At 64.1% G+C, this 18,702-nt stretch carries 20 protein-coding genes; 14 read left to right on the top strand and 6 right to left on the bottom strand.

Features of this window, described 5'->3' with window-relative positions; translation table 11 throughout:
- The first annotated feature begins 41 nt into the window (after positions 1 to 41).
- From KUW17_RS04165 to KUW17_RS04150, 4 genes are all read left to right on the top strand, one after another.
- Entirely contained in the window at positions 42 to 422 is a 381-nt protein-coding gene (locus KUW17_RS04165; RefSeq protein WP_222476143.1) for a response regulator transcription factor, read from the top strand.
- The gene (locus KUW17_RS04160; protein WP_222476141.1) at positions 419 to 751 is read left to right on the top strand and encodes a hypothetical protein; all 333 of its coding nucleotides are present in this window, start codon (positions 419 to 421) and stop codon (positions 749 to 751) included. The genes KUW17_RS04165 and KUW17_RS04160 overlap by 4 nt, the downstream gene beginning before the upstream one ends.
- The gene (locus KUW17_RS04155; RefSeq protein WP_222476139.1) at positions 751 to 3,429 is read left to right on the top strand and encodes an ATP-binding protein; all 2,679 of its coding nucleotides are present in this window, start codon (positions 751 to 753) and stop codon (positions 3,427 to 3,429) included. Before KUW17_RS04160 ends, KUW17_RS04155 begins: the two co-directional genes overlap by 1 nt.
- A gap of 84 nt (positions 3,430 to 3,513) precedes the next feature.
- Positions 3,514 to 4,839 carry a FliM/FliN family flagellar motor C-terminal domain-containing protein gene (locus KUW17_RS04150; protein WP_222476137.1) on the top strand — a complete coding sequence of 442 codons (1,326 nt, stop codon included), beginning with the start codon at positions 3,514 to 3,516 and terminating at the stop codon, positions 4,837 to 4,839.
- Between the two features lie 274 nt (positions 4,840 to 5,113).
- Here KUW17_RS04150 and KUW17_RS04145 read toward each other — a convergent pair whose 3' ends face one another.
- From KUW17_RS04145 to KUW17_RS04130, 4 genes are read right to left on the bottom strand one after another with little or no spacing between them, the layout of a single operon-like run.
- Complete coding sequence (locus KUW17_RS04145) at positions 5,114 to 5,539, bottom strand: TIGR01244 family sulfur transferase (protein ID WP_222476134.1); 426 nt, start codon at positions 5,537 to 5,539, stop codon at positions 5,114 to 5,116.
- Between the two features lie 11 nt (positions 5,540 to 5,550).
- On the bottom strand, positions 5,551 to 5,985 hold the full coding sequence (locus tag KUW17_RS04140; RefSeq protein WP_222476132.1) for a DUF6691 family protein: 435 nt from the start codon (positions 5,983 to 5,985) through the stop codon (positions 5,551 to 5,553).
- Complete coding sequence (locus KUW17_RS04135) at positions 5,985 to 6,413, bottom strand: YeeE/YedE family protein (protein WP_222476129.1); 429 nt, start codon at positions 6,411 to 6,413, stop codon at positions 5,985 to 5,987. The genes KUW17_RS04140 and KUW17_RS04135 overlap by 1 nt, the downstream gene beginning before the upstream one ends.
- Before the next feature lie 22 nt (positions 6,414 to 6,435).
- Positions 6,436 to 7,299 (bottom strand): MBL fold metallo-hydrolase, encoded by an 864-nt coding sequence (locus tag KUW17_RS04130; RefSeq protein WP_222476128.1) that lies wholly within the window; start codon positions 7,297 to 7,299, stop codon positions 6,436 to 6,438.
- 287 nt (positions 7,300 to 7,586) lie between these two features.
- On the opposite strand from KUW17_RS04130, the gene KUW17_RS04125 reads away from it, so the two are divergent.
- Positions 7,587 to 7,802, top strand: a complete 216-nt coding sequence (locus KUW17_RS04125) for a hypothetical protein (protein WP_222476126.1) — start codon at positions 7,587 to 7,589, stop codon at positions 7,800 to 7,802.
- A gap of 30 nt (positions 7,803 to 7,832) precedes the next feature.
- Here the strand turns inward: KUW17_RS04125 and KUW17_RS04120 are convergent, their stop codons facing one another.
- Entirely contained in the window at positions 7,833 to 8,051 is a 219-nt protein-coding gene (locus KUW17_RS04120) for a hypothetical protein (RefSeq protein ID WP_222476124.1), read from the bottom strand.
- Positions 8,052 to 8,258: 207 nt separating this feature from the next.
- On the opposite strand from KUW17_RS04120, the gene KUW17_RS04115 reads away from it, so the two are divergent.
- The 4 genes from KUW17_RS04115 to preA all read left to right on the top strand — a co-directional run bounded on the left by KUW17_RS04115 (position 8,259) and on the right by preA (position 12,061).
- Positions 8,259 to 8,522: a DUF2312 domain-containing protein gene (locus KUW17_RS04115; RefSeq protein ID WP_008553759.1), complete on the top strand. Its 264-nt coding sequence runs from the start codon at positions 8,259 to 8,261 to the stop codon at positions 8,520 to 8,522.
- 154 nt (positions 8,523 to 8,676) lie between these two features.
- Entirely contained in the window at positions 8,677 to 9,075 is a 399-nt protein-coding gene (locus KUW17_RS04110; RefSeq protein WP_222476122.1) for a RidA family protein, read from the top strand.
- Positions 9,076 to 9,366: 291 nt separating this feature from the next.
- Positions 9,367 to 10,701, top strand: a complete 1,335-nt coding sequence (locus KUW17_RS04105; protein WP_222476119.1) for an NAD(P)-dependent oxidoreductase — start codon at positions 9,367 to 9,369, stop codon at positions 10,699 to 10,701.
- A 55-nt stretch (positions 10,702 to 10,756) separates the two neighbouring features.
- A complete protein-coding gene (gene preA, locus KUW17_RS04100) occupies positions 10,757 to 12,061 on the top strand; it encodes an NAD-dependent dihydropyrimidine dehydrogenase subunit PreA (protein WP_222476118.1) in 1,305 nt (434 codons plus the stop codon).
- A gap of 134 nt (positions 12,062 to 12,195) precedes the next feature.
- Here preA and KUW17_RS04095 read toward each other — a convergent pair whose 3' ends face one another.
- A complete protein-coding gene (locus tag KUW17_RS04095; RefSeq protein ID WP_222476116.1) occupies positions 12,196 to 12,810 on the bottom strand; it encodes a TetR family transcriptional regulator C-terminal domain-containing protein in 615 nt (204 codons plus the stop codon).
- A 266-nt stretch (positions 12,811 to 13,076) separates the two neighbouring features.
- Between KUW17_RS04095 and KUW17_RS04090 the strand changes: the two genes are divergently transcribed.
- The 5 genes from KUW17_RS04090 (at position 13,077) to KUW17_RS04070 (ending at position 18,649) form a co-directional block, all read left to right on the top strand.
- Positions 13,077 to 14,327, top strand: coding sequence for a Zn-dependent hydrolase (locus tag KUW17_RS04090; protein WP_222476114.1), 1,251 nt, complete (start codon positions 13,077 to 13,079; stop codon positions 14,325 to 14,327).
- Between the two features lie 108 nt (positions 14,328 to 14,435).
- Complete coding sequence (hydA, locus tag KUW17_RS04085) at positions 14,436 to 15,890, top strand: dihydropyrimidinase (RefSeq protein WP_222476112.1); 1,455 nt, start codon at positions 14,436 to 14,438, stop codon at positions 15,888 to 15,890.
- A gap of 60 nt (positions 15,891 to 15,950) precedes the next feature.
- On the top strand, positions 15,951 to 16,790 hold the full coding sequence (locus KUW17_RS04080; RefSeq protein ID WP_222476111.1) for an ABC transporter ATP-binding protein: 840 nt from the start codon (positions 15,951 to 15,953) through the stop codon (positions 16,788 to 16,790).
- 99 nt (positions 16,791 to 16,889) lie between these two features.
- On the top strand, positions 16,890 to 17,807 hold the full coding sequence (locus tag KUW17_RS04075) for an ABC transporter permease (RefSeq protein ID WP_222476110.1): 918 nt from the start codon (positions 16,890 to 16,892) through the stop codon (positions 17,805 to 17,807).
- The gene (locus tag KUW17_RS04070; RefSeq protein ID WP_222476109.1) at positions 17,804 to 18,649 is read left to right on the top strand and encodes an ABC transporter permease; all 846 of its coding nucleotides are present in this window, start codon (positions 17,804 to 17,806) and stop codon (positions 18,647 to 18,649) included. The genes KUW17_RS04075 and KUW17_RS04070 overlap by 4 nt, the downstream gene beginning before the upstream one ends.
- The last annotated feature ends 53 nt before the right edge of the window (positions 18,650 to 18,702 follow it).

Genomic DNA, 18,702 nt, shown 5'->3' with positions numbered 1-18,702 from the left:
CGGCGGGAGGCCAAGGACCGCGCCTGGAGGAAATTCTGCTGATGGGCAGGCATGTTGTTCTGATCGAGGATGAGCCGAATATCACTGAGGCGATCCGCTTTCTTCTGACCCGCGACGGCTGGAGCGTGGATGCGCACACCGATGGCGCCACCGCGGTGGAGGTGATCCGGGACGCCAACCCCGACCTGGTGATTCTGGATTTGATGCTGCCGGGCAAAAGCGGGCTGGAAATCGTGCGTGAGCTGCGCGGCGGCGAGGGCATGACGGCCCTGCCGGTCCTGATGCTGACCGCCCGCGGCCAGATGCGGGACCGTGAAATGGCCGAGAAGGCGGGGGTCACCCGGTTCATGACCAAGCCGTTCTCCAATGCCGAAGTGCTGACAGCCGTGCGCGACCTGCACGCCCAGGCCGGGCAGGGATGACCCGCGACGGCGGCCCCAAGGCGCAGACCGGCACCCGCGCAGAGCGCCAGACCTACCGCCGCCGCCGCCTGATGGACATCGCCCGGCTGCTGCCGGTGCTGGGGGCGCTGCTGCTGGCGCTGCCGCTGTTGTGGCCCGAAGCCGCGTCCCATCCTGCCGGGCGCGGCGGGGTCAGCATGTCGGCGGCCATTATTTACGTCTTTGCCGTCTGGACCGGCCTGATCGGCGCCTGTTTCGTGTTCAGCCTGGCCGTGCAGCGTTGGGCGGACCATTGGACCGGCGGCGGGCCTGACGGGGCTTCGGTCCCGGACAGCGGGGAGGACGGCTGATGGCCTCTCTGAACCTGCTCGCCTTTGTCTGCCTGGCCTATGTGGCCTTTCTGTTCTTCATTGCCTTCTGGGCCGACCGGATGGCGTCCCGCGGCCGCAGCGCCGCCTGGATGCGGTCGCCGCTGATCTACACCTTGTCACTGTCGGTCTATTGCACCGCCTGGACGTTCTACGGCGCCGTCGGATATGCGGCGCGCTCGGGGCTGGAGTTCGTGACGATCTACATCGGCCCGTCGCTGGTGATGATCGGCTGGTGGTGGGGCCTGCGCAAGCTGGTGCGGATCGGGCGCAGCCAGCGGATCACCTCCATCGCCGACCTCCTGTCGTCGCGCTACGGCAAGTCGAACCTTCTGGCGGCCGGCGTCACCATTCTCGCCGTGATCGGCGTCACCCCGTATATTTCGCTGCAACTGCAGTCCGTTACGCTGTCCTTTGCAATCTTTGCCGAGGCCGATCCGCTGCGCGGCTATAACGAGACCTCGACGGTGTTCTGGGTCGCCGCGGGGCTGGCGGTGTTCGCTATCCTGTTCGGCACCCGCAACCTGAACGCCAACGAGCGCCACCACGGCGTCGTCACCGCGGTGGCGCTGGAGGCGGTTGTCAAGCTGGCCGCCTTGCTGGCCGTCGGCGTCTTTGTGGTCTGGGGTGTGGCCGGCGGGGTCGGCGAAACACTGGCCCGGATCGACGCTTCGCAGATCGGCCAGTGGAATGTCGACGGCAGCCGCTGGGCCGCAATCACCTTCCTGGCGGCAGCGGCCTTTGTCTGCCTGCCGCGGATGTTTCAGGTGATGGTGGTGGAGAATGAGGACGAACGCCACCTGCGCATCGCCTCCTGGGCGTTTCCCCTGTACCTGCTGCTGATTTCGATGTTCGTGGTGCCGATTGCTGCGGTGGGCCTGGATCTGATGCCCGCAGGGTCGAACCCGGACATGTTCGTGCTGACGGTGCCCCTGCAGCAGGGGCAGCAGGGGCTTGCGATGCTGTCCTTCCTCGGCGGATTCTCCTCGGCGACCTCGATGGTGATCGTGGCGGCGATGGCGCTGTCGACGATGGTGTCGAACCACATCGTGATGCCGGTCTGGTTGCGGCTGCAAAGCCGCCAGGCCTCGGTATCCGGCGATGTGCGCGACGTGGTGCTGCTGTCTCGCCGGGTGTCGATCGCGGCGATCATGGCGCTGGGGTATTTCTACTACCACCTCTCCGGCGGCGCAGCGGCGCTCGCGGTGATCGGCCTGATCTCCTTTGCCGGGGTGGCGCAGATCCTGCCGGCGCTGGTCGGCGGGCTGTTCTGGCGCGGCGCCACCCGCAGCGGCGCGCTGGCCGGGCTGACGGTGGGATTCGGCATCTGGCTGTATACCATGCTGCTGCCCGCCCTGGGCGGCGGGCTGCTGCCGGAGCATATCCTGCGCCACGGCCTGTTCGGTCTCAGCTGGCTGCGCCCGGAGGCGCTGTTCGGGATCGAGGGCATGGACCCGACCGTCCACGCGGTGATGTGGTCGATGAGCCTCAACGCGCTGGTGTTCTGCCTGGTGTCGCTGATGACCTTTCCCAGCCCGCTGGAACGGCTGCAGGGCGCCCAGTTCGTCAATGTGTTCGACCATTCGGCCGGCCCGCGCGGCTGGACCGGATCGGTGGCGCAGTGCGAGGACCTGATGATCATGTCGCAGCGGATCCTGGGTGCCGAGGAAGCGCAGGCGTTTTTTGAGCGTGAGCGGCTGCGCCAGGGCGGCCGCGGGCCGCTGCCGGAGCCGACACCTGCCTTCCTGGAGCGGTTGGAGCGCGAGTTGAGCGCCTCGATCGGGGCGGCGGCGGCGCATGCGATGATCGGCCAGATCGCCGGCGGGTCGTCGGTGTCGGTGGCGGATCTGCTGGCGGTTGCGGATGAGACTGCGCAGATGCTGGAATACTCCAGCCGCCTAGAGGCGCAATCGGCAGAGCTGTCGGCAACCGCGCGCAAGCTGCGGGAAACAAACGAGAAGCTCACCCAGATTTCGGCGCAAAAAGACGCTTTCCTCAGCCAGGTCAGCCATGAACTGCGGACGCCGATGACCTCGATCCGGGCGTTTTCGGAAATCCTGCGCGATGACGGGCAGCTGGGGCCGCAGGACCAGCGCCACTATGCCGGCATCATTCACGATGAAACGCTGCGGCTGACCCGGCTGCTGAACGACCTGCTGGATCTCAGCGTGCTGGAAAGCGGGCAGGTCAGCCTGAACATGTCTGCAGGCACTTTGACAGAGGTTCTGGATCACGCGGTTTCCGCGGCGCTTGCGGGGTCGGAGCGGCCGCTCCGGGTCCGGCGCGATCCCGAAAGCGAAAACTTCCGCATTTCCTCCGATCTCGACCGGCTGGCCCAGGTGTTCATCAACCTGATTGCCAATGCCCAGAAATACTGCGACGCGGAAAATCCCGAGCTGACGATTTCGGCCAGTGCGGCCGGGGGGCGGCTTCACATCGACTTTACCGACAACGGAAGCGGCGTTCCGGCAGACTCGCAGCAGATGATTTTTGAGAAGTTTGCGCGCGTCAGCCCTGAACGGGCGGGCGGTGCCGGGCTGGGCCTGGCAATCTGCCGCGAGGTCATGCAACGGCTTGGCGGCGATGTGTTTTACCTGCCGGGGCGCAGCGGCGGCGCGTTCCGGGTTTCCCTGCCGGCAGCGGGTGAAAAGGCGGCGTGAAGCCTGCCGTCATACAGAAGTTGTTAACCTCCTTTCCGCTAAAACAGGGCAAACGGGACGCGCAAGGGGCAGGTTAAACAGCCTATGTCTGAAACAGAAGCAGCAGAGGCAGGCAGCGGCAGGCAGAGTGTGCTTGCACGCAAGCTGGCGGCGACCAAGGAAGGCGCCGGGGGGCTGACCAGTTCCCTGACGCTGAAGGCGCTGCGCCGTTCGGTTGCGCGCGCGGCTGCGGACCTGTGCGATCTGCCGATGGCGGTGCTGGCCGCGCGCCAGTCCAACCGGTTGTCGGATGATCTGGCCGGGCAGTTGTCGGACAAGGATCTTCTGGTGGTGCTGGATTGCCCGCAGGGCCGCATGGGGGCTGCCTGCATGGATGCAGCCACCGTCACCGCCCTGATTCAGCAGCAGACCATCGGCGCGGTGATCGGCAAGGCGCCCGATGAACGCCATTACACCCCCACAGACGCGGCGATGACGGCAGAGTTCCTGGAGCGCACCTTTGCCAAGGTGGTGGCGATGCTGGACGGGCAGGCGGACCAGGCCCTTTTCTCCGGTTACCGTTACGGCGCGCAGGTCGAGACCGTGCGCAGCCTGGTGCTGGGGATGGAAGCTGATGACTACCGGGTGATCGAGCTGAACATCGACCTGGCCTGCGGCGCCATGCAGGGCGTGATGAAGCTGATTTTGCCGGAACCCACGGCTGAGGAAATGACCGGTGGCCAGGGCGGTTCCCAGGGCCCGTCGTTGGGCGGCAACCTTGATTCGATCCGGGCAGAGCTGACGGCGGTGCTGTGCAAGATGCGGGTGCCGCTGCAGGATTTTGCAGGCCTCAAGGTCGGGGACACGCTGCCGCTGGATTCGGCGTTTCTTTATGAAACGGATCTGCTGACCATCGGCGGCAAGCCGGTTGCCCAGGGGCGTCTCGGCCAGATGAACGGCGCGCGCGCCGTGCGCCTGAATGGGCCCAAGTCTGGCCAGCAGGGCGGCACTGGGGCTGATGCCATGGCCTTCTCCGAAGGCGGCGGCATGGAAGCGCTGCCAGACACCCCTATGCCGCTGGATTTGGGGATCGCCGCGCAAGGGCTGCAGGACCCGATGGATGACATGGGCCTGCCGTCGCTTGACGCCGGCCCTGGCCTGGACGCGGCTGCCCTGGATCTGGGCGCTGACAGCGGCCTGCCTGCGCTTGGCGGCGAGGGTCTGGATGGCGGAATGGATCCCATGGGCCTGCCCGCACTTGAAGGCGGGGATGCAATGAGCATGGACAGTCTGGGCGGCGGGATGCCCGATCTGTCCGACCTGCCTGAACTGGCCGGTCTGCCAGCGGATGATCTGGGCGATTTCCCGGCCGGAGATGCGCTTGATCTCTCGGATCTGGCCGGTCTCGAGGGCGCGCTGCCGGAGTCCTGAACCCCTGCCGGGAATGAAGGGCGCAGCGTTCGGTTCGGCAGCCAGGATTCAGCATGTGCGGCCGGAGACCGGGTTCAGACGCTCCAGATACCGGTCAAGATCCGTCAAAAAAGGAGCTGCAGCTTAGGCTGGCGGGCCAAATCTGCAGACGATCTTCCAAGGGTAATGATCATGACGGCCAGCGAAGCCTCGGGTGGTCAGTACCTTCCTGCCGCTGTCTGTTGAACCCGGCTGCTGGGACCGGAACCGCCATTTCAGCGGTTCCTTCGTTCGCTCAGGCACCAGCCAAAGATTCCAGCGCAGGGCGAAGGCCGTCCAGCTGATAGCCTGCAGCCTCGGTTTTCTTCAGAATGTCGTCGGCCGCCATGTCGCCGGCCTGGCTCAGCGCCCAGACCACCGAACAGCGGGTGCCAGAGGCGCAATAGGCCAGAACCGGGCCTTCGCATCCCTCGTACAGCTCCCGCTGCCGCGCCACATTGTCCGGGGTCATTGTCTGATGGGTAAGCGGCAGCAGCTCGAACCGCAGTCCCGCAGCCTCGGCGGCGGCGCGGATCGCCTCCGCCTGATGGCTGGGGGGAACCTCCTCGTCCGGGCGGTTGCAGATCACCGTCTTGTAGCCGGCATCGGCAATGGCGGGCAGGTCCTCGGCAGAGATCTGCGGCGAGACCGAATAGCGGGGGGTGATTACGCGTGCATCCATGGTCCGAGTCTTTACGCGTTTGCAGCCGCCCGGTCCAGATGCCGGCTGAGCGCCGGAGCGGCCAACATGCCGCAGGCCATCGCGGTAAAGAACAAGGCCCCCTCCCAGCCGTTATAGCTGAGCGAGGCGATGGCGGGACCGGGGCACAGCCCCGCCAGCCCCCAGCCGGCGCCGAACAGGACGGACCCGAGGATCAGCCGCCGGTCCAGCTCCGCCTTCGGCGGGGCCGGGAAGCTGCCGCCGGCTGCGGGTCTGCGCCCCTCCGTCAGCCGCCAGGCCAGCGCCATCGGCAGCAGCGCGCCGCCCATCACGAAGGCAAGCGTCGGATCCCAGTTGCCAAAGATATCCAGCCATCCCTGCACCTTGGCGGTGTCGGTCATTCCCGAAAGCATCAGACCTGCGCCAAACAGCCCGCCGGCGCCAAGGGCCAAAAGCATCCGCAGCATCAGATCACCCCCAGGATCTGGCGCAGAACCGCCAGTGTCAGAATACCGGCCAGCATGAAGACGGCGGTGGCCGCAATTCCGCGCAGGGACAGCCGGGAAATGCCGCAGACCCCGTGGCCGGAGGTGCAGCCATTGGCCACCCGGGTGCCGATCCCCACCAGCAGGCCCGCGGCAATCAGCACCGCCGCGTTGCCGGTGACATGCGTGTCCGGGGTGCGCTCGGTGGCCAGGCCGATCAGCAGCGGCACCAGGACCACTCCGGCAAGGAAGGCAGACCGCTCCGCCGCGGTGGACTTGCCGCTGCCATCCAGCAGACCGCCCAGGATGCCGCTGGCCCCCATGATGCGGCCGTTGCCCAAAAGGTAGACCGCGCCGCCCAGGCCAATCAGCAGGCCGCCGCCCAGCCCCCAGATCCAATCCGCTTCCATTTCTGCTCGCCTCCTTGTCTGCTCAGAGCTTGTTGACCGGGATTTTCAGAAACACGTCGCCCTGCTCGTCCGGCTCCGGCATCTGGCCGGCGCGCATGTTGACCTGCAGCGAAGGCAGGATCAGCCGCGGCATACCCAGCGTTGCGTCACGGGCGTTGCGCATTTCGACAAATTCCTCGATGCTGCGGCCGGACCCGACATGCACGTTCAGCGCCTTCTGTTCGCCCACCGTGGTTTCCCAGGCGAAGTCATCGCGTCCCGGCGCCTTGTAGTCGTGGCCGACAAACACGCGGGTTTCATCCGGCAGTGACAGGATTTTCTGGATCGAGTTGTACAGATCCGCTGACGAGCCGCCGGGAAAATCGCAGCGGGCGGTGCCGAAGTCGGGCATGAACAGGGTATCCCCGACAAAGGCCGCATCGCCGATCACATAGGTGAGGCAGGCGGGCGTGTGGCCCGGCGTGTGCAGTACCTCGCCGCGAATCTGGCCAATCATGAAACTGTCGCCTTCGCGGAACAGGCGGTCGAACTGGCTGCCGTCGCGCTGGAATTCGGTGCCTTCGTTGAACACCTTGCCGAAGGTGTCCTGAACCACCGTGATCTGGTCGCCGATGCCGATCTTGCCGCCCAGCTGCTCCTGAAGGTAGGGCGCAGCGGACAAGTGGTCGGCGTGGACATGGCTTTCCAGGATCCACTCAACCCGAAGGCCTGTTTCCTTTACCCAGGCGATGATGGCATCTGCCGATGCGGTGCAGGTGCGCCCGGCAGCCTGGTCATAGTCCAGAACCGAGTCGATAATGGCGCAGGCTGAGCCTTCGGGTTCGCGCACCACGTAAGAGACGGTGTTGGTCGCTTCATCGAAGAAGGCCTTGACGGCGGGGGTCATTTCTCGCTCTCCCTTGGGTTTGAGAAATCATATATTGATTTGAGAATATGTTTCAAGCGCAGCGGTCCGGAAACCGCCATCGCGTGAAATCATCGCAGCCGTCTGATTTGTGTCAAGGCAGGCTGCTGCCGGGTCGGGCTATGCTCCGGCCGCGTAACAAATTCGCAAAACCAGAAGGAGAGTGTAAATTATGCGCAAAAAATCGCCGTGCCGCTCACCTTTTTTCGGGCTTTCGTATTCCTGTTGCGAAAAGCTGGCATAATCGCCGGACGTAGGGAGGACTGCTTATGACTCAGGAAGATCTGCTGCACACTGTCGAGAACCTGGAATCACGGATCCGCAAGGAAACGGGTTCAGCCCGTCTGGCCATGCGGCCCGAGTTCATCCGGCTTTTGGACTACATGCGCAGGAACGGGGCAGAGGTTCCGGGCCGCCTCCGCCGCCTGGAGGCAACGCTGTGCGAGGAAGCGGTCGAGGAGATGTTCGACAACGTGCCGGTCTAAGCAGTCAGCCGGGGCAGACGGGGCCGGGCGTCAACCCAGAAAGATGCCCACCATCACCAGCATCAGCCCCAGCACCGACAGCAGGAGGGCGCCCAGATTGTAGGGCAGCACCGATTGCACCACTGCGCGCAGGGCCTCGTCATCGAGGTTCCGGCGGCGGGCGCGGGCAACCTTGGCGATGCACCAGACCAGCCCCAAGAGGCCGGCAACGGACACGGCGGCTCCGGCCCAGACGATGAGATCGAACATAAGCGTGCTCCTGCGGGGGTTGCGTTGCGCCGCGCCTAACCGATCCGCACTGCGCGTGCAAGCATTGCGCCCCCGGACCGGGCTTCCGGGGCGCCGGTTTTTGCCGCTCCGCGCCGCTTCGCCGCTTTCCCTTCTTGCGGCGCGGCGGGCAGGGCGCTATCCCCTTGCTCCGACAGCAATTGACAGCATGTGCCGACGGAGCCGCAGATGGATATCACCGAAGACGAAAAAAGCGAAAACTACCGCGTGACCGCTGGCGAACTGCGCCAGTTCATCGAACGGTTCGAGCGGCTGGACGAAGAAAAGAAAACCATCGCCGAGCAGCAGAAAGAAGTGATGGCCGAAGCCAAGGGCCGCGGCTACGACACCAAGGTGATGCGCAAGATCATCGCCCTGCGCAAACGCGACGAGAACGACATCGCCGAAGAAGAGGCGGTGCTGGAAATGTACAAGGAAGCGCTCGGCATGTAAGCCGTGCCCCCGCGCTGAATTATGCAACCGCGCAGGTCCCGGGCCTGCGCGGTTTTTGTTTTCGGGCTTCGGCGGCAAGAAATTTTAAGCTTGAAATAAATGCTGCGGCAGCGCTAAGGTCAGCCCAGGCAGTATCAGCAAAAGGAGTTCCGCCATGCCGGCCATCAGCGTGCATCCCGAAGGGTGGAAGCCCGCAAAAGGCTATGCCAACGGCATGATGGCAGAGGGCAGGCTGCTGTTTGTCGGCGGCCAGATCGGCTGGACAGCGGACCAGGTGTTCGAGGCGCAGGATTTCATCGGCCAGATGAGCCAGGCGCTGCGCAACATCCTGGAGGTGGTCGAGGCCGCGGGCGGCACTGCCGAGGATATCACCCGGCTGACCTGGTATGTGACGGACAAGGCGGAATACCTGGCCCATCAGGCGGAGGTCGGCAGGGCCTACCGTGCGGTAATGGGCTATCACTTCCCGGCGATGACCATGGTTGTGGTGTCCGCCCTGGTCGAGGACGAAGCCAAGGTGGAAATCGAAGCCACCGCAGTTCTGCCGTCCTGACACCGCAGAAACAGCGCCGGAAAGCCGCTTTTTCGCGCCGTTCAGGCTGCGGAACGGCATGTCCAAGGCGCTTGAAACGGTGCTCAATTGCTGTTTCTGCCCGATTTTCCCAATAATCAGGCTGAAACTGGCCGAACGGCGATCCCGCATAACCGCGCGTTTTCAGACCTTTGCAAGCCGCTCCTCCGGGGGCGGCATATTTTTTGCCCGGTTAAAAATTTTACCAGTTGATAAAAAATCAGACTGTGGCACTCTGATATCAAGAACAACAGAAAATCAGGGAGACACCCAATGGCGACCAGCCATCAGGCATCCGGCATTCAGGCAGCGCGTCTTGACGCTGCCGGCATTGCTGAGAATTTCTCGGACCTGCACCCAGCCTATGACGCGCACGAGGCAGCCGTGGCGGCGGACCGCTGCTATTTCTGCTATGACGCGCCCTGCATGACCGCCTGTCCGACCACCATCGACATCCCCCAGTTCATCCGGGAGATTCAAGCGGGCCACCCCGAAAGCGCGGCCAGGACCATTCTGGAGCAGAACATCCTTGGCGGCATGTGCGCCCGGGTCTGCCCGACCGAGACGCTGTGCGAGGAGGCCTGCGTGCGCGAAACCGCCGAAGGCAAGCCGGTCGAGATCGGCCGCCTGCAGCGCTATGCCACCGACACGCTGATGGAGAAGGGGGTACATCCCTTCACCCGCGCTGCCGCCACCGGCAAGAAGGTTGCTGTTGTTGGCGCCGGACCCGCGGGCCTGGCTGCCGCGCACCGGCTGGCGATGCTGGGCCACGACGTGGTGGTCTATGACGCCAAGTCCAAGGCCGGCGGTCTCAACGAGTTTGGCATTGCTGCCTATAAGTCCACCAATGATTTCGCTGCGCGCGAAGTTGACTGGCTGCTGCAAATCGGCGGCATTACAATGGACTACGGCAAGAAGCTGGGCGCGGAGCTGTCCCTGGACGCGCTGAAGGACAGCTATGATGCAGTGTTCCTGTCGATCGGTCTGGCCGGGGTGAACGCCCTGCGTGCGCCGGGCGAGGACAAGGACGGCGTGCGCGATGCGGTGGACTTCATTGCTGAACTGCGCCAGGCCGAGGACCTGACCGCCTTGCCGGTGGGCCGCAACGTGGTGGTGATCGGCGGCGGCATGACCGCGGTCGATGCGGCCGTGCAGTCCAAGCTTCTGGGCGCCGAAAACGTCACCATCGCCTACCGCCGCAGCCGCGAGGATATGGGTGCCAGCCGGTTCGAGCAGGACCTGGCGGCCTCCAAGGGCGTGAAGCTGATGTTCAACGTCATGCCCAAGGCGGTGCATGGCAACGGCGCAGCCGCCGAGATCGAATTGGAGTATACTGCGGTCGCGGACGGCAAGTTTTCCGGCACCGGTGAAACCGTGCGGCTGGCGGCCGATCAGGTGTTCAAGGCCATCGGCCAGACGCTGGAAGGCCAGCCCGATGCGCTGGAGCTGGAGGGCCGCAAGATCAAGGTCAGCGAAACGGGCCGCACCTCGGTGGCCGGGGTCTGGGCCGGGGGCGACTGCGCCTCGGGCGGCGAGGACCTCACAGTAACTGCCGTGGCCGAGGGCCGTGACGCTGCAATGGACATTCACTCCAGCCTGATGGGCTGAGCCAGTTCGGGGGCAGTTCTGCTGCCCCCAAGCTAGCCTTAAGAGGAGAGATCAAATGGCTGATCTGACAACAGAATTTCTGGGTATCAAATCCCCCAACCCGTTCTGGCTGGCTTCTGCGCCGCCGACCGACAAGGAATACAACGTCCGCCGCGCCTTTGAGGCCGGCTGGGGCGGCGTGGTCTGGAAGACCCTGGGCGCCGAAGGTCCGCCGGTGGTCAACGTGAACGGCCCGCGCTACGGCGCGATCTGGGGCGCCGACCGGCGCCTCTTGGGCCTCAACAACATCGAGCTGATCACCGACCGGCCGCTGCAAACCAACCTGGAGGAAATCACCCGGGTCAAGAAGGACTACCCGGACCGTGCCGTGATCGTGTCGATCATGGTGCCCTGCGAGGAGCAGGCCTGGAAAGACATCCTGCCGCAGGTCGAGGCCACCGGCGCGGACGGGATTGAGCTGAACTTCGGCTGCCCGCACGGCATGGCGGAGCGCGGCATGGGCTCCGCCGTGGGGCAGGTGCCGGAATACATCCAGATGGTCACCGAGTGGTGCAAGAAATACTACTCCAAGCCGGTGATCGTGAAGCTGACCCCGAACATCACCGACATCCGCAACCCGGCCCGCGCGGCAAATGCGGGCAATGCGGATGCGGTGAGCCTGATCAACACCATCAACTCGATCACCTCGGTGGACCTCGACAATATGGCGCCGGAGCCGACCATCGGCGGCAAGGGCACCCACGGCGGCTACTGCGGGCCGGCGGTGAAGCCGATTGCGCTGAACATGGTGGCGGAAATCGCCCGCGACCCGCAGACCCGCGGGTTGCCGATCTCTGCCATCGGCGGCGTCACCACCTGGCGCGATGCGGCGGAGTTCATGGCGCTGGGTGCCGGTAACGTGCAGGTCTGCACCGCGGCGATGACCTATGGTTTCAACGTGGTGAAGGAGATGATTTCCGGCCTGTCGAACTGGATGGACGAGAAGGGCTATACCTCCACGCAGGACTTCATCGGCATGGCGGTGCCGAATGTGACCGACTGGCAGTATCTGGACCTGAACTATGTCACCAAGGCGAAGATCAGCCAGGATGACTGCATCAAATGCGGCCGCTGCTACGCGGCGTGCGAGGACACCTCGCATCAGGCGATCGCGATGAGCGAGGACCGGGTGTTCACGGTGAAGGACGACGAATGCGTCGCCTGCAACCTCTGTGTGAACGTCTGCCCGGTGGAGGGCTGCATCACCATGGAAGAGGTCCCGGCAGGCCAGGTCGACGAGCGCACCGGCGAGGTGGTCTCGGGGGAATACGCCAACTGGACCACGCATCCGAACAATCCGTCGGCAACCGCTGCGGAATAACCGAAACGCGCCTGGAAGGGCGCGCTGTCTCCCCGTTGACTTTACGCCCCGGCTTTCTGGCCGGGGCTTTTTTTGAGTTGGCTTTGGGACGGGGCGCGCTGCGCTTCGGAGATTCAGGGCTTCGGTAGGCAGCTTCAGCTTTCCGGCGTAAGCATCCGCCGGTAAAGGGTTTCCAGATATTTCGGCGCGGCGTCGAACGGATCTTCATCACCCATCAGCGTGCGCACCTGGGCGTCGAAATCGGCGTAGTGCTGGGTCAGCGACCAGATCGAGAACAGCAGATGCTTTGGATGCGCGCGGTTGATCCGCCCGGCATCCATCCAGCCCTGCAGAAGCTGCGCCTTTTCCTCGACCAGTACATACAGATCGCTGGCAATCACGTCATGCAGCCGCGGTGCGCCCTGGACGATTTCATTGGCATACAGCCGGCTTTCGCGCGGGAAGTCGCGGCTCATCTGCAGCTTGCGCTGCACATAGGCGAGGATCTCCTCCAGCGGCTCGCCGTCCGGGTTCAAGGCCCGCAGCGGGTCCAGCCAGGTGTCCAGCAGACCGGCCATCAGCTCGTTGAAAATCGCCTCCTTGGAAGGGAAGTAGTAGAGCAGGTTCGGCTTGCTGAGCCCTGCCGCCTTGGCGATCTGGTCCACGGTGGAGCCGCGGAAGCCATGGCTTGAAAACACATCCAGCGCGGCCTCCAGAATGGCGGCGCGATTCTTTCTCTGAATGCGTGTGGGCGCGCGGTCTGCGGGCATGTCCGTCCTGTCTCTCTCAGCGGCCCCGCATCAGCGAAAGCGCGGAATTTCACCTATTTCCGGCAAAAGCACCGATTTTTTCAAGGGCCACGCGGCAATTTCTTGACTGGTGGTGAACCCGTGATAGCGTGAGTTTGACCAGTTGGTCAAATCAAAGGCGGGCGCGCAATTTCCACAGCTTTGATGAGACCGGCACTCAAAGCCACCTAACACGGCGCCAAGCCGGACAGCCCGCAAAGACGGGCGCACAGGGAAGGAAGCTGTTGATGACGTCGCTTGGACAGAATCTGAAAATCGATGGTGACAGGCTGTGGGACAGCCTGATGGAGATGGCCAAGATCGGCCCCGGCGTTGCGGGCGGCAACAACCGACAGACGCTGACGGACGAGGATGGAGAGGGCCGCGCGCTGTTCCAGAAATGGTGCGAGGAGGCGGGATGCACCATGGGGCTTGATCAGATGGGCAACATGTTTGCGATGCGCGAAGGCACCGACCCGGACGCGCTGCCGGTCTATGTCGGCTCGCATCTGGACACCCAGCCCACCGGCGGCAAATACGACGGGGTGCTGGGGGTGCTTGCGGGGCTGGAGCTGATCCGCTCGCTCAACGACATGAACATCAAAACCAAGCACCCGATCGTGGCCACCAACTTCACCAACGAGGAAGGCACCCGCTATGCGCCGGCCATGCTGTCGTCGGGCGTGTTTGCCGGCGTGCATACCCAAGACTGGGCCTACGACCGGGAAGACGCCGAGGGCAAGAAATTCGGCGATGAGCTGAAGCGCATCGGCTGGCGCGGCGAGGAGGAAACCGGCGCCCGCAAGATGCACGCCTTTTTCGAGCTGCACATCGAGCAGGGGCCGATCCTGGAGGCCGAGGGCAAGGACATCGGCGTCGTTACCCACGGCCAGGGCCTCAGCTGGACCCAGGTGACCATTACCGGCAAGGACGCCCATACCGGCTCCACGCCGATGCCGATGCGCCGCAATGCGGGCCTTGCGATGGCGCGGATCCTGGAGGAGGTGGACGGCATCGCCTGGAGCCATGCGCCCCATGCGGTCGGTGCCGCGGGCCATATCGATGTCTATCCGAATTCGCGCAACGTGATCCCGGGCAAGGTTGTCTTCACCGTCGATTTCCGCAGCCCGGAACTCGACGTGATCACCGACATGGAAAACCGCCTGCGCGAGAAGGGCACCCAGATTGCCGAGGCAATGGGGGTGGGGATCGAGTTCGAGAAGGTGGGCGGCTTTGACCCGGTGGCCTTTGATGAGGGCTGCGTCAGCGCAGTGCGCAATGCGGCGGACCGGCTGGGCTATTCGCATCTCGATATCATCTCCGGCGCGGGGCATGACGCCTGCTGGATCAACCGTGTGGCGCCCACGGCGATGGTGATGTGCCCCTGCGTTGACGGCCTCAGCCACAACGAGGCCGAGGAGATCAGCAAGGAATGGGCCGAGGCCGGCGCCAATGTGCTGTTCCACGCGGTGGTCGAAACAGCGGAGATCGTTGAATAGGGGGCGCTGCCCCCGCGGAGTATTCCGGGAAAGATGAAAAAGCTGCGAAAGGCAGCATCGAGACAAAAGGAGGCGTGAAAATGCGCCCCGATTCAGGGAGTTGTAACCATGAGTAAAGTCATCAGAAACGGCACCATCGTGACCGCCGATCTGACCTATAAGGCCGATGTGCTGATCGAAAACGGGGTCATCACCCAGATCGGCCCGAATCTGAAAGGCGACGAGGAGCTGGACGCCACCGGCTGCTACGTGATGCCGGGCGGGATCGACCCGCACACCCATCTGGAGATGCCCTTCATGGGCACATACAGTTCGGACGACTTCGAGAGCGGCACCCGCGCGGGGCTGGCGGGCGGCACCACCATGGTGGTGGATTTTGCGCTGCCCAATCCGGGCGAGAGCCTGCTGGACGCGCTGAAGCGCTGGGACAACAAGTCGACCCGCGCCAACTGTGACTATTCCTTCCACATGGCGGTCACCTGGTGGGGCGAGCAGGTCTTTGACGACATCAAGACCGTGATCCAGGAGCGCGGCATCAACACCTTCAAGCACTTCATGGCCTACAAGGGCGCGTTGATGGTGAATGATGACGAGCTTTATGCGTCCTTCAAGCGCCTGGCCGAACTGGGCGGCACCGCTCTGGTACATGCAGAAAACGGCGATGTGGTTGCCGAATTGCAATCCAAGCTGATGGCGGAGGGCAACACTGGCCCCGAAGCCCACGCCTATTCCCGCCCGCCGCAGGTGGAGGGCGAGGCGACCAACCGCGCGATCATGATTGCCGACATGGCGGGCGTGCCGCTGTATGTTGTGCATACCTCCTGCGAGGACAGCCACGAGGCCATCCGCCGCGCCCGGATGCAGGGCAAGCGCGTCTGGGGCGAGCCGTTGATCCAGCATCTGACCCTGGATGAGAGCGAATATTTCAACAAGGACTGGGACCACGCCGCCCGCCGTGTGATGTCGCCGCCGTTCCGCAATAAGCAGCATCAGGACTCCTTGTGGGCTGGTCTGCAGTCGGGGTCGCTGTCGGTGGTGGCGACGGACCATTGCGCCTTTACGACCGAGCAAAAGCGCTATGGCGTCGGCGATTTCACCAAGATCCCGAACGGCACCGGCGGCCTTGAGGACCGGATGCCGATGCTGTGGACCCACGGCGTTGAAACCGGCCGCCTGACCCCGAACGAGTTTGTGGCCGTTACGTCAACAAATATTGCCAAGATCCTGAATTGCTACCCGAAAAAGGGCGCGGTTCTGGTTGGCGCCGATGCCGACCTGGTGGTCTGGGACCCGGAAAAGCGCAAGACGATTTCCGCCGCCAGCCAGCAGTCCTCGATCGACTACAACGTGTTCGAAGGGCATGAGGTGAAGGGCCTGCCGCGCTTTACCCTGACCCGCGGCCATGTGGCGGTGCACGATGGGGAGATCCGCTGCCAGGAGGGCCACGGCGAATTCGTTGCCCGGGAGCCCAACACCACGGTGAACAAGGCGCTGTCGACCTGGAAGGAACTGACGGCGCCGCGCCCGGTGGAGCGCACCGGCATCCCGGCAACAGGCGTGTAAATCAGGAGCGGGCGGCCGGTATCGGCGGCCCGTTTTCCTGTGTGAAATCAAGGCGAAGATATGAATATGGAACCGACCACCCAGGCAATTCGACCCGAGGCCGCCGCTTCCGCTCCTGTCCCCGCGAACTGCGTGATCGAGGCCCGGAACCTGGACCTGACCTTCCAGACGAACGACGGCCCGGTGCATGCGCTGAAGGACGTGAGCCTGGAGATCAACAAGGGCGACTTTGTCTCCTTCATCGGCCCCTCAGGCTGCGGCAAGACCACCTTTCTGCGCTGTATCGCGGCGCTGGAAACACCGACCGGCGGCAGCCTGTCCGTCAACGGCATGACCCCGGATGAGGCGCGGCGCAACCGGGCTTATGGCTATGTGTTTCAGGCCGCGGGGCTGTACCCGTGGCGCACCATTTCCAAGAACATCAAACTGCCGCTGGAAATCATGGGATATTCCAAGGCGGAGCAGGAAAAACGCGTTAACCAAGTCTTGGAACTTGTTGAATTGTCAGGCTTTGGCGGTAAGTTTCCCTGGCAGCTGTCCGGCGGCATGCAGCAGCGGGCCAGCATCGCGCGGGCGCTGGCGTTTGATGCCGACATCCTCTTGATGGATGAACCCTTCGGGGCGCTGGATGAGATCGTGCGCGACCACCTGAACGAGCAGCTGCTGAAGCTCTGGGCGCGGACCAACAAGACCATCGGCTTTGTCACCCATTCGATCCCTGAGGCGGTGTATCTGTCCACCAAGATCGTGGTGATGTCGCCGCGGCCGGGCCGCATTCACGATGTGATTGACAGCACCTTGCCCAAAGAACGGCCGCTGGATATCCGCGACAGCCCGGAGTTCATCGAGATCGCTCACCGGGTGCGCGAGGGCCTGCGGGCGGGGCATGGCGATGACTGATATTGCCAGCACGACCCGCCGGAGCAGGGGGGTGTCCTGCGTGCACCCCTTGTGCACCGCCTGTGCACCGGGCGGCAGCCAAATGGGGAGGGCGCGGTCATGAAAAGCCTTGTTGCCGTCCTCACCGTGCTCGCCGCCATCATCGCCTTCTGGTACGCGGCCTGCGTGCCGATGAACATCAAGGGCGTGCTGGACCAGGCAGAGCGGGCGGGCATTGAAGTCACCCCCGCCACCGCCAAGGAACGCCGGGACAGGGGCGAGATCGGGCTGGTGGTGAACAACACATTTGCCATTGGCGAGACCTGGGTGCAGGAGCGCCCGCGGTTGCCCGCGCCGCATCAGGTGGCGGTGGAGCTGTGGGAGACCACGGTGGAGAAGAAAATCACCTCCAAGCGCAGCCTGATCTATCACGGTCAGGTGACGCTGAGCGCAACGCTGTTGGGGTTTGCCATCGGCACCGGGCTTGGCATTCTGCTGGCGGTTGGGATTGTGCATTCTCGCGTCATGGACATGTCGGTGATGCCCTGGGCGATTGTCAGCCAGACCATCCCGATCATTGCGCTGGCGCCGATGATCATCGTGGTGCTATATTCCATCGGGGTTCAGGGGATCATTCCAAAGGCGGTGATCTCGGCCTACCTCAGCTTCTTCCCGGTGATTGTCGGCATGGTGAAGGGGCTGCGGGCGCCGGATGCGATGCAGCTGGATTTGCTGAAAACCTACAACGCCAACACGAACCAGGGGTTCTGGAAGCTGCGGCTGCCGTCCTCGATGCCTTATCTGTTCGCGTCGCTGAAGATCGGCATCGCCGCCTCGCTGGTGGGGGCCATCGTCGGTGAGCTGCCGACCGGTGCGGTTGCGGGCCTTGGTGCGCGGCTGCTGGCGGGCAGCTATTACGGGCAGACCGTGCAGATCTGGTCGGCGCTGTTTGCCGCGGCCATTCTGGCGGCGGCACTGGTGGCGCTGTTGGGGCTGATTGAAAAGCTGGTGCTGAGCCGGATGGGGGTGCGGGCATGATACTGGTGATCCTTGCAATCCTTGTCTGGTGTCTGGGCTGGTGGCTGAACAGTCGGCTGGCGAACAGCCCGGCCTCGAAAACCCGCGCGGTGCAGCTGCTGGTGCCTGCGATCTTCGGCATCACTGTGCTGGTGGTCTGGGAGCTGCTGGTGCGCGGGCTGGAGGTTTCGCTGGTGATCCTGCCGGCACCGTCGGTGATCGCGGCGCGCTTTGCGTCCAGCCTTCCCATCCTGTGGGAGGACTTTGCCCAGACCATCCTGAAAGGCGCGCTTGGCGGCTATTTGATTGGCTGCGGCGCGGCCTTCCTGACCGCGATTCTGGTCGACCGCAGCGATTTCCTGCGCCGCGGGCTGCTGCCGGTGGGAAACTTCGTCGCGGCGCTGCCGATTGTCGGCACCGCACCGATCCTGGTGATGTGGTTCGGCTTCGACTGGCAGTCCAAGGCCGCGGTTGTCGTGGTCATGGTGTTCTTTCCGATGCTGGTGAACACTGTGGCGGGCCTGCGCGAGACCAGCCAGATGCAGCGCGACCTGATGAAGACCTATGCGGCGGGCTATTGGCAAAGCTTCTTCAAGCTGCGCCTGCCGGCGGCGCTGCCGTTTGTGTTCAACGGTCTCAAGATCTCCACCACCCTGGCGCTTATTGGCGCGATCGTGGCGGAGTTCTTTGGTTCGCCCACCGTCGGCATGGGGTTCCGCATTTCCACCAGCGTCGGCCAGCTGGCGCTGGATATGGTCTGGGCGGAAATCGTGGTGGCGGCGCTGGCCGGGTCGGCCTTCTACGGGCTGGTGGCGCTGATCGAGAAGAGCTTTACCTTCTGGCATCCGTCGCAGCGGGGCTGAGGGCTGTGCCGTCCCGCCATGCGGGGCGGTTTTTGCGGAAATCTTGCGCGGGG

Origin of the sequence: Leisingera aquaemixtae (assembly GCF_019801145.1) — a bacterium.
Taxonomy (GTDB): Bacteria; Pseudomonadota; Alphaproteobacteria; order Rhodobacterales; family Rhodobacteraceae; genus Leisingera; species Leisingera aquaemixtae_A.
This window is presented reverse-complemented; position numbering and strand designations above follow the sequence as displayed.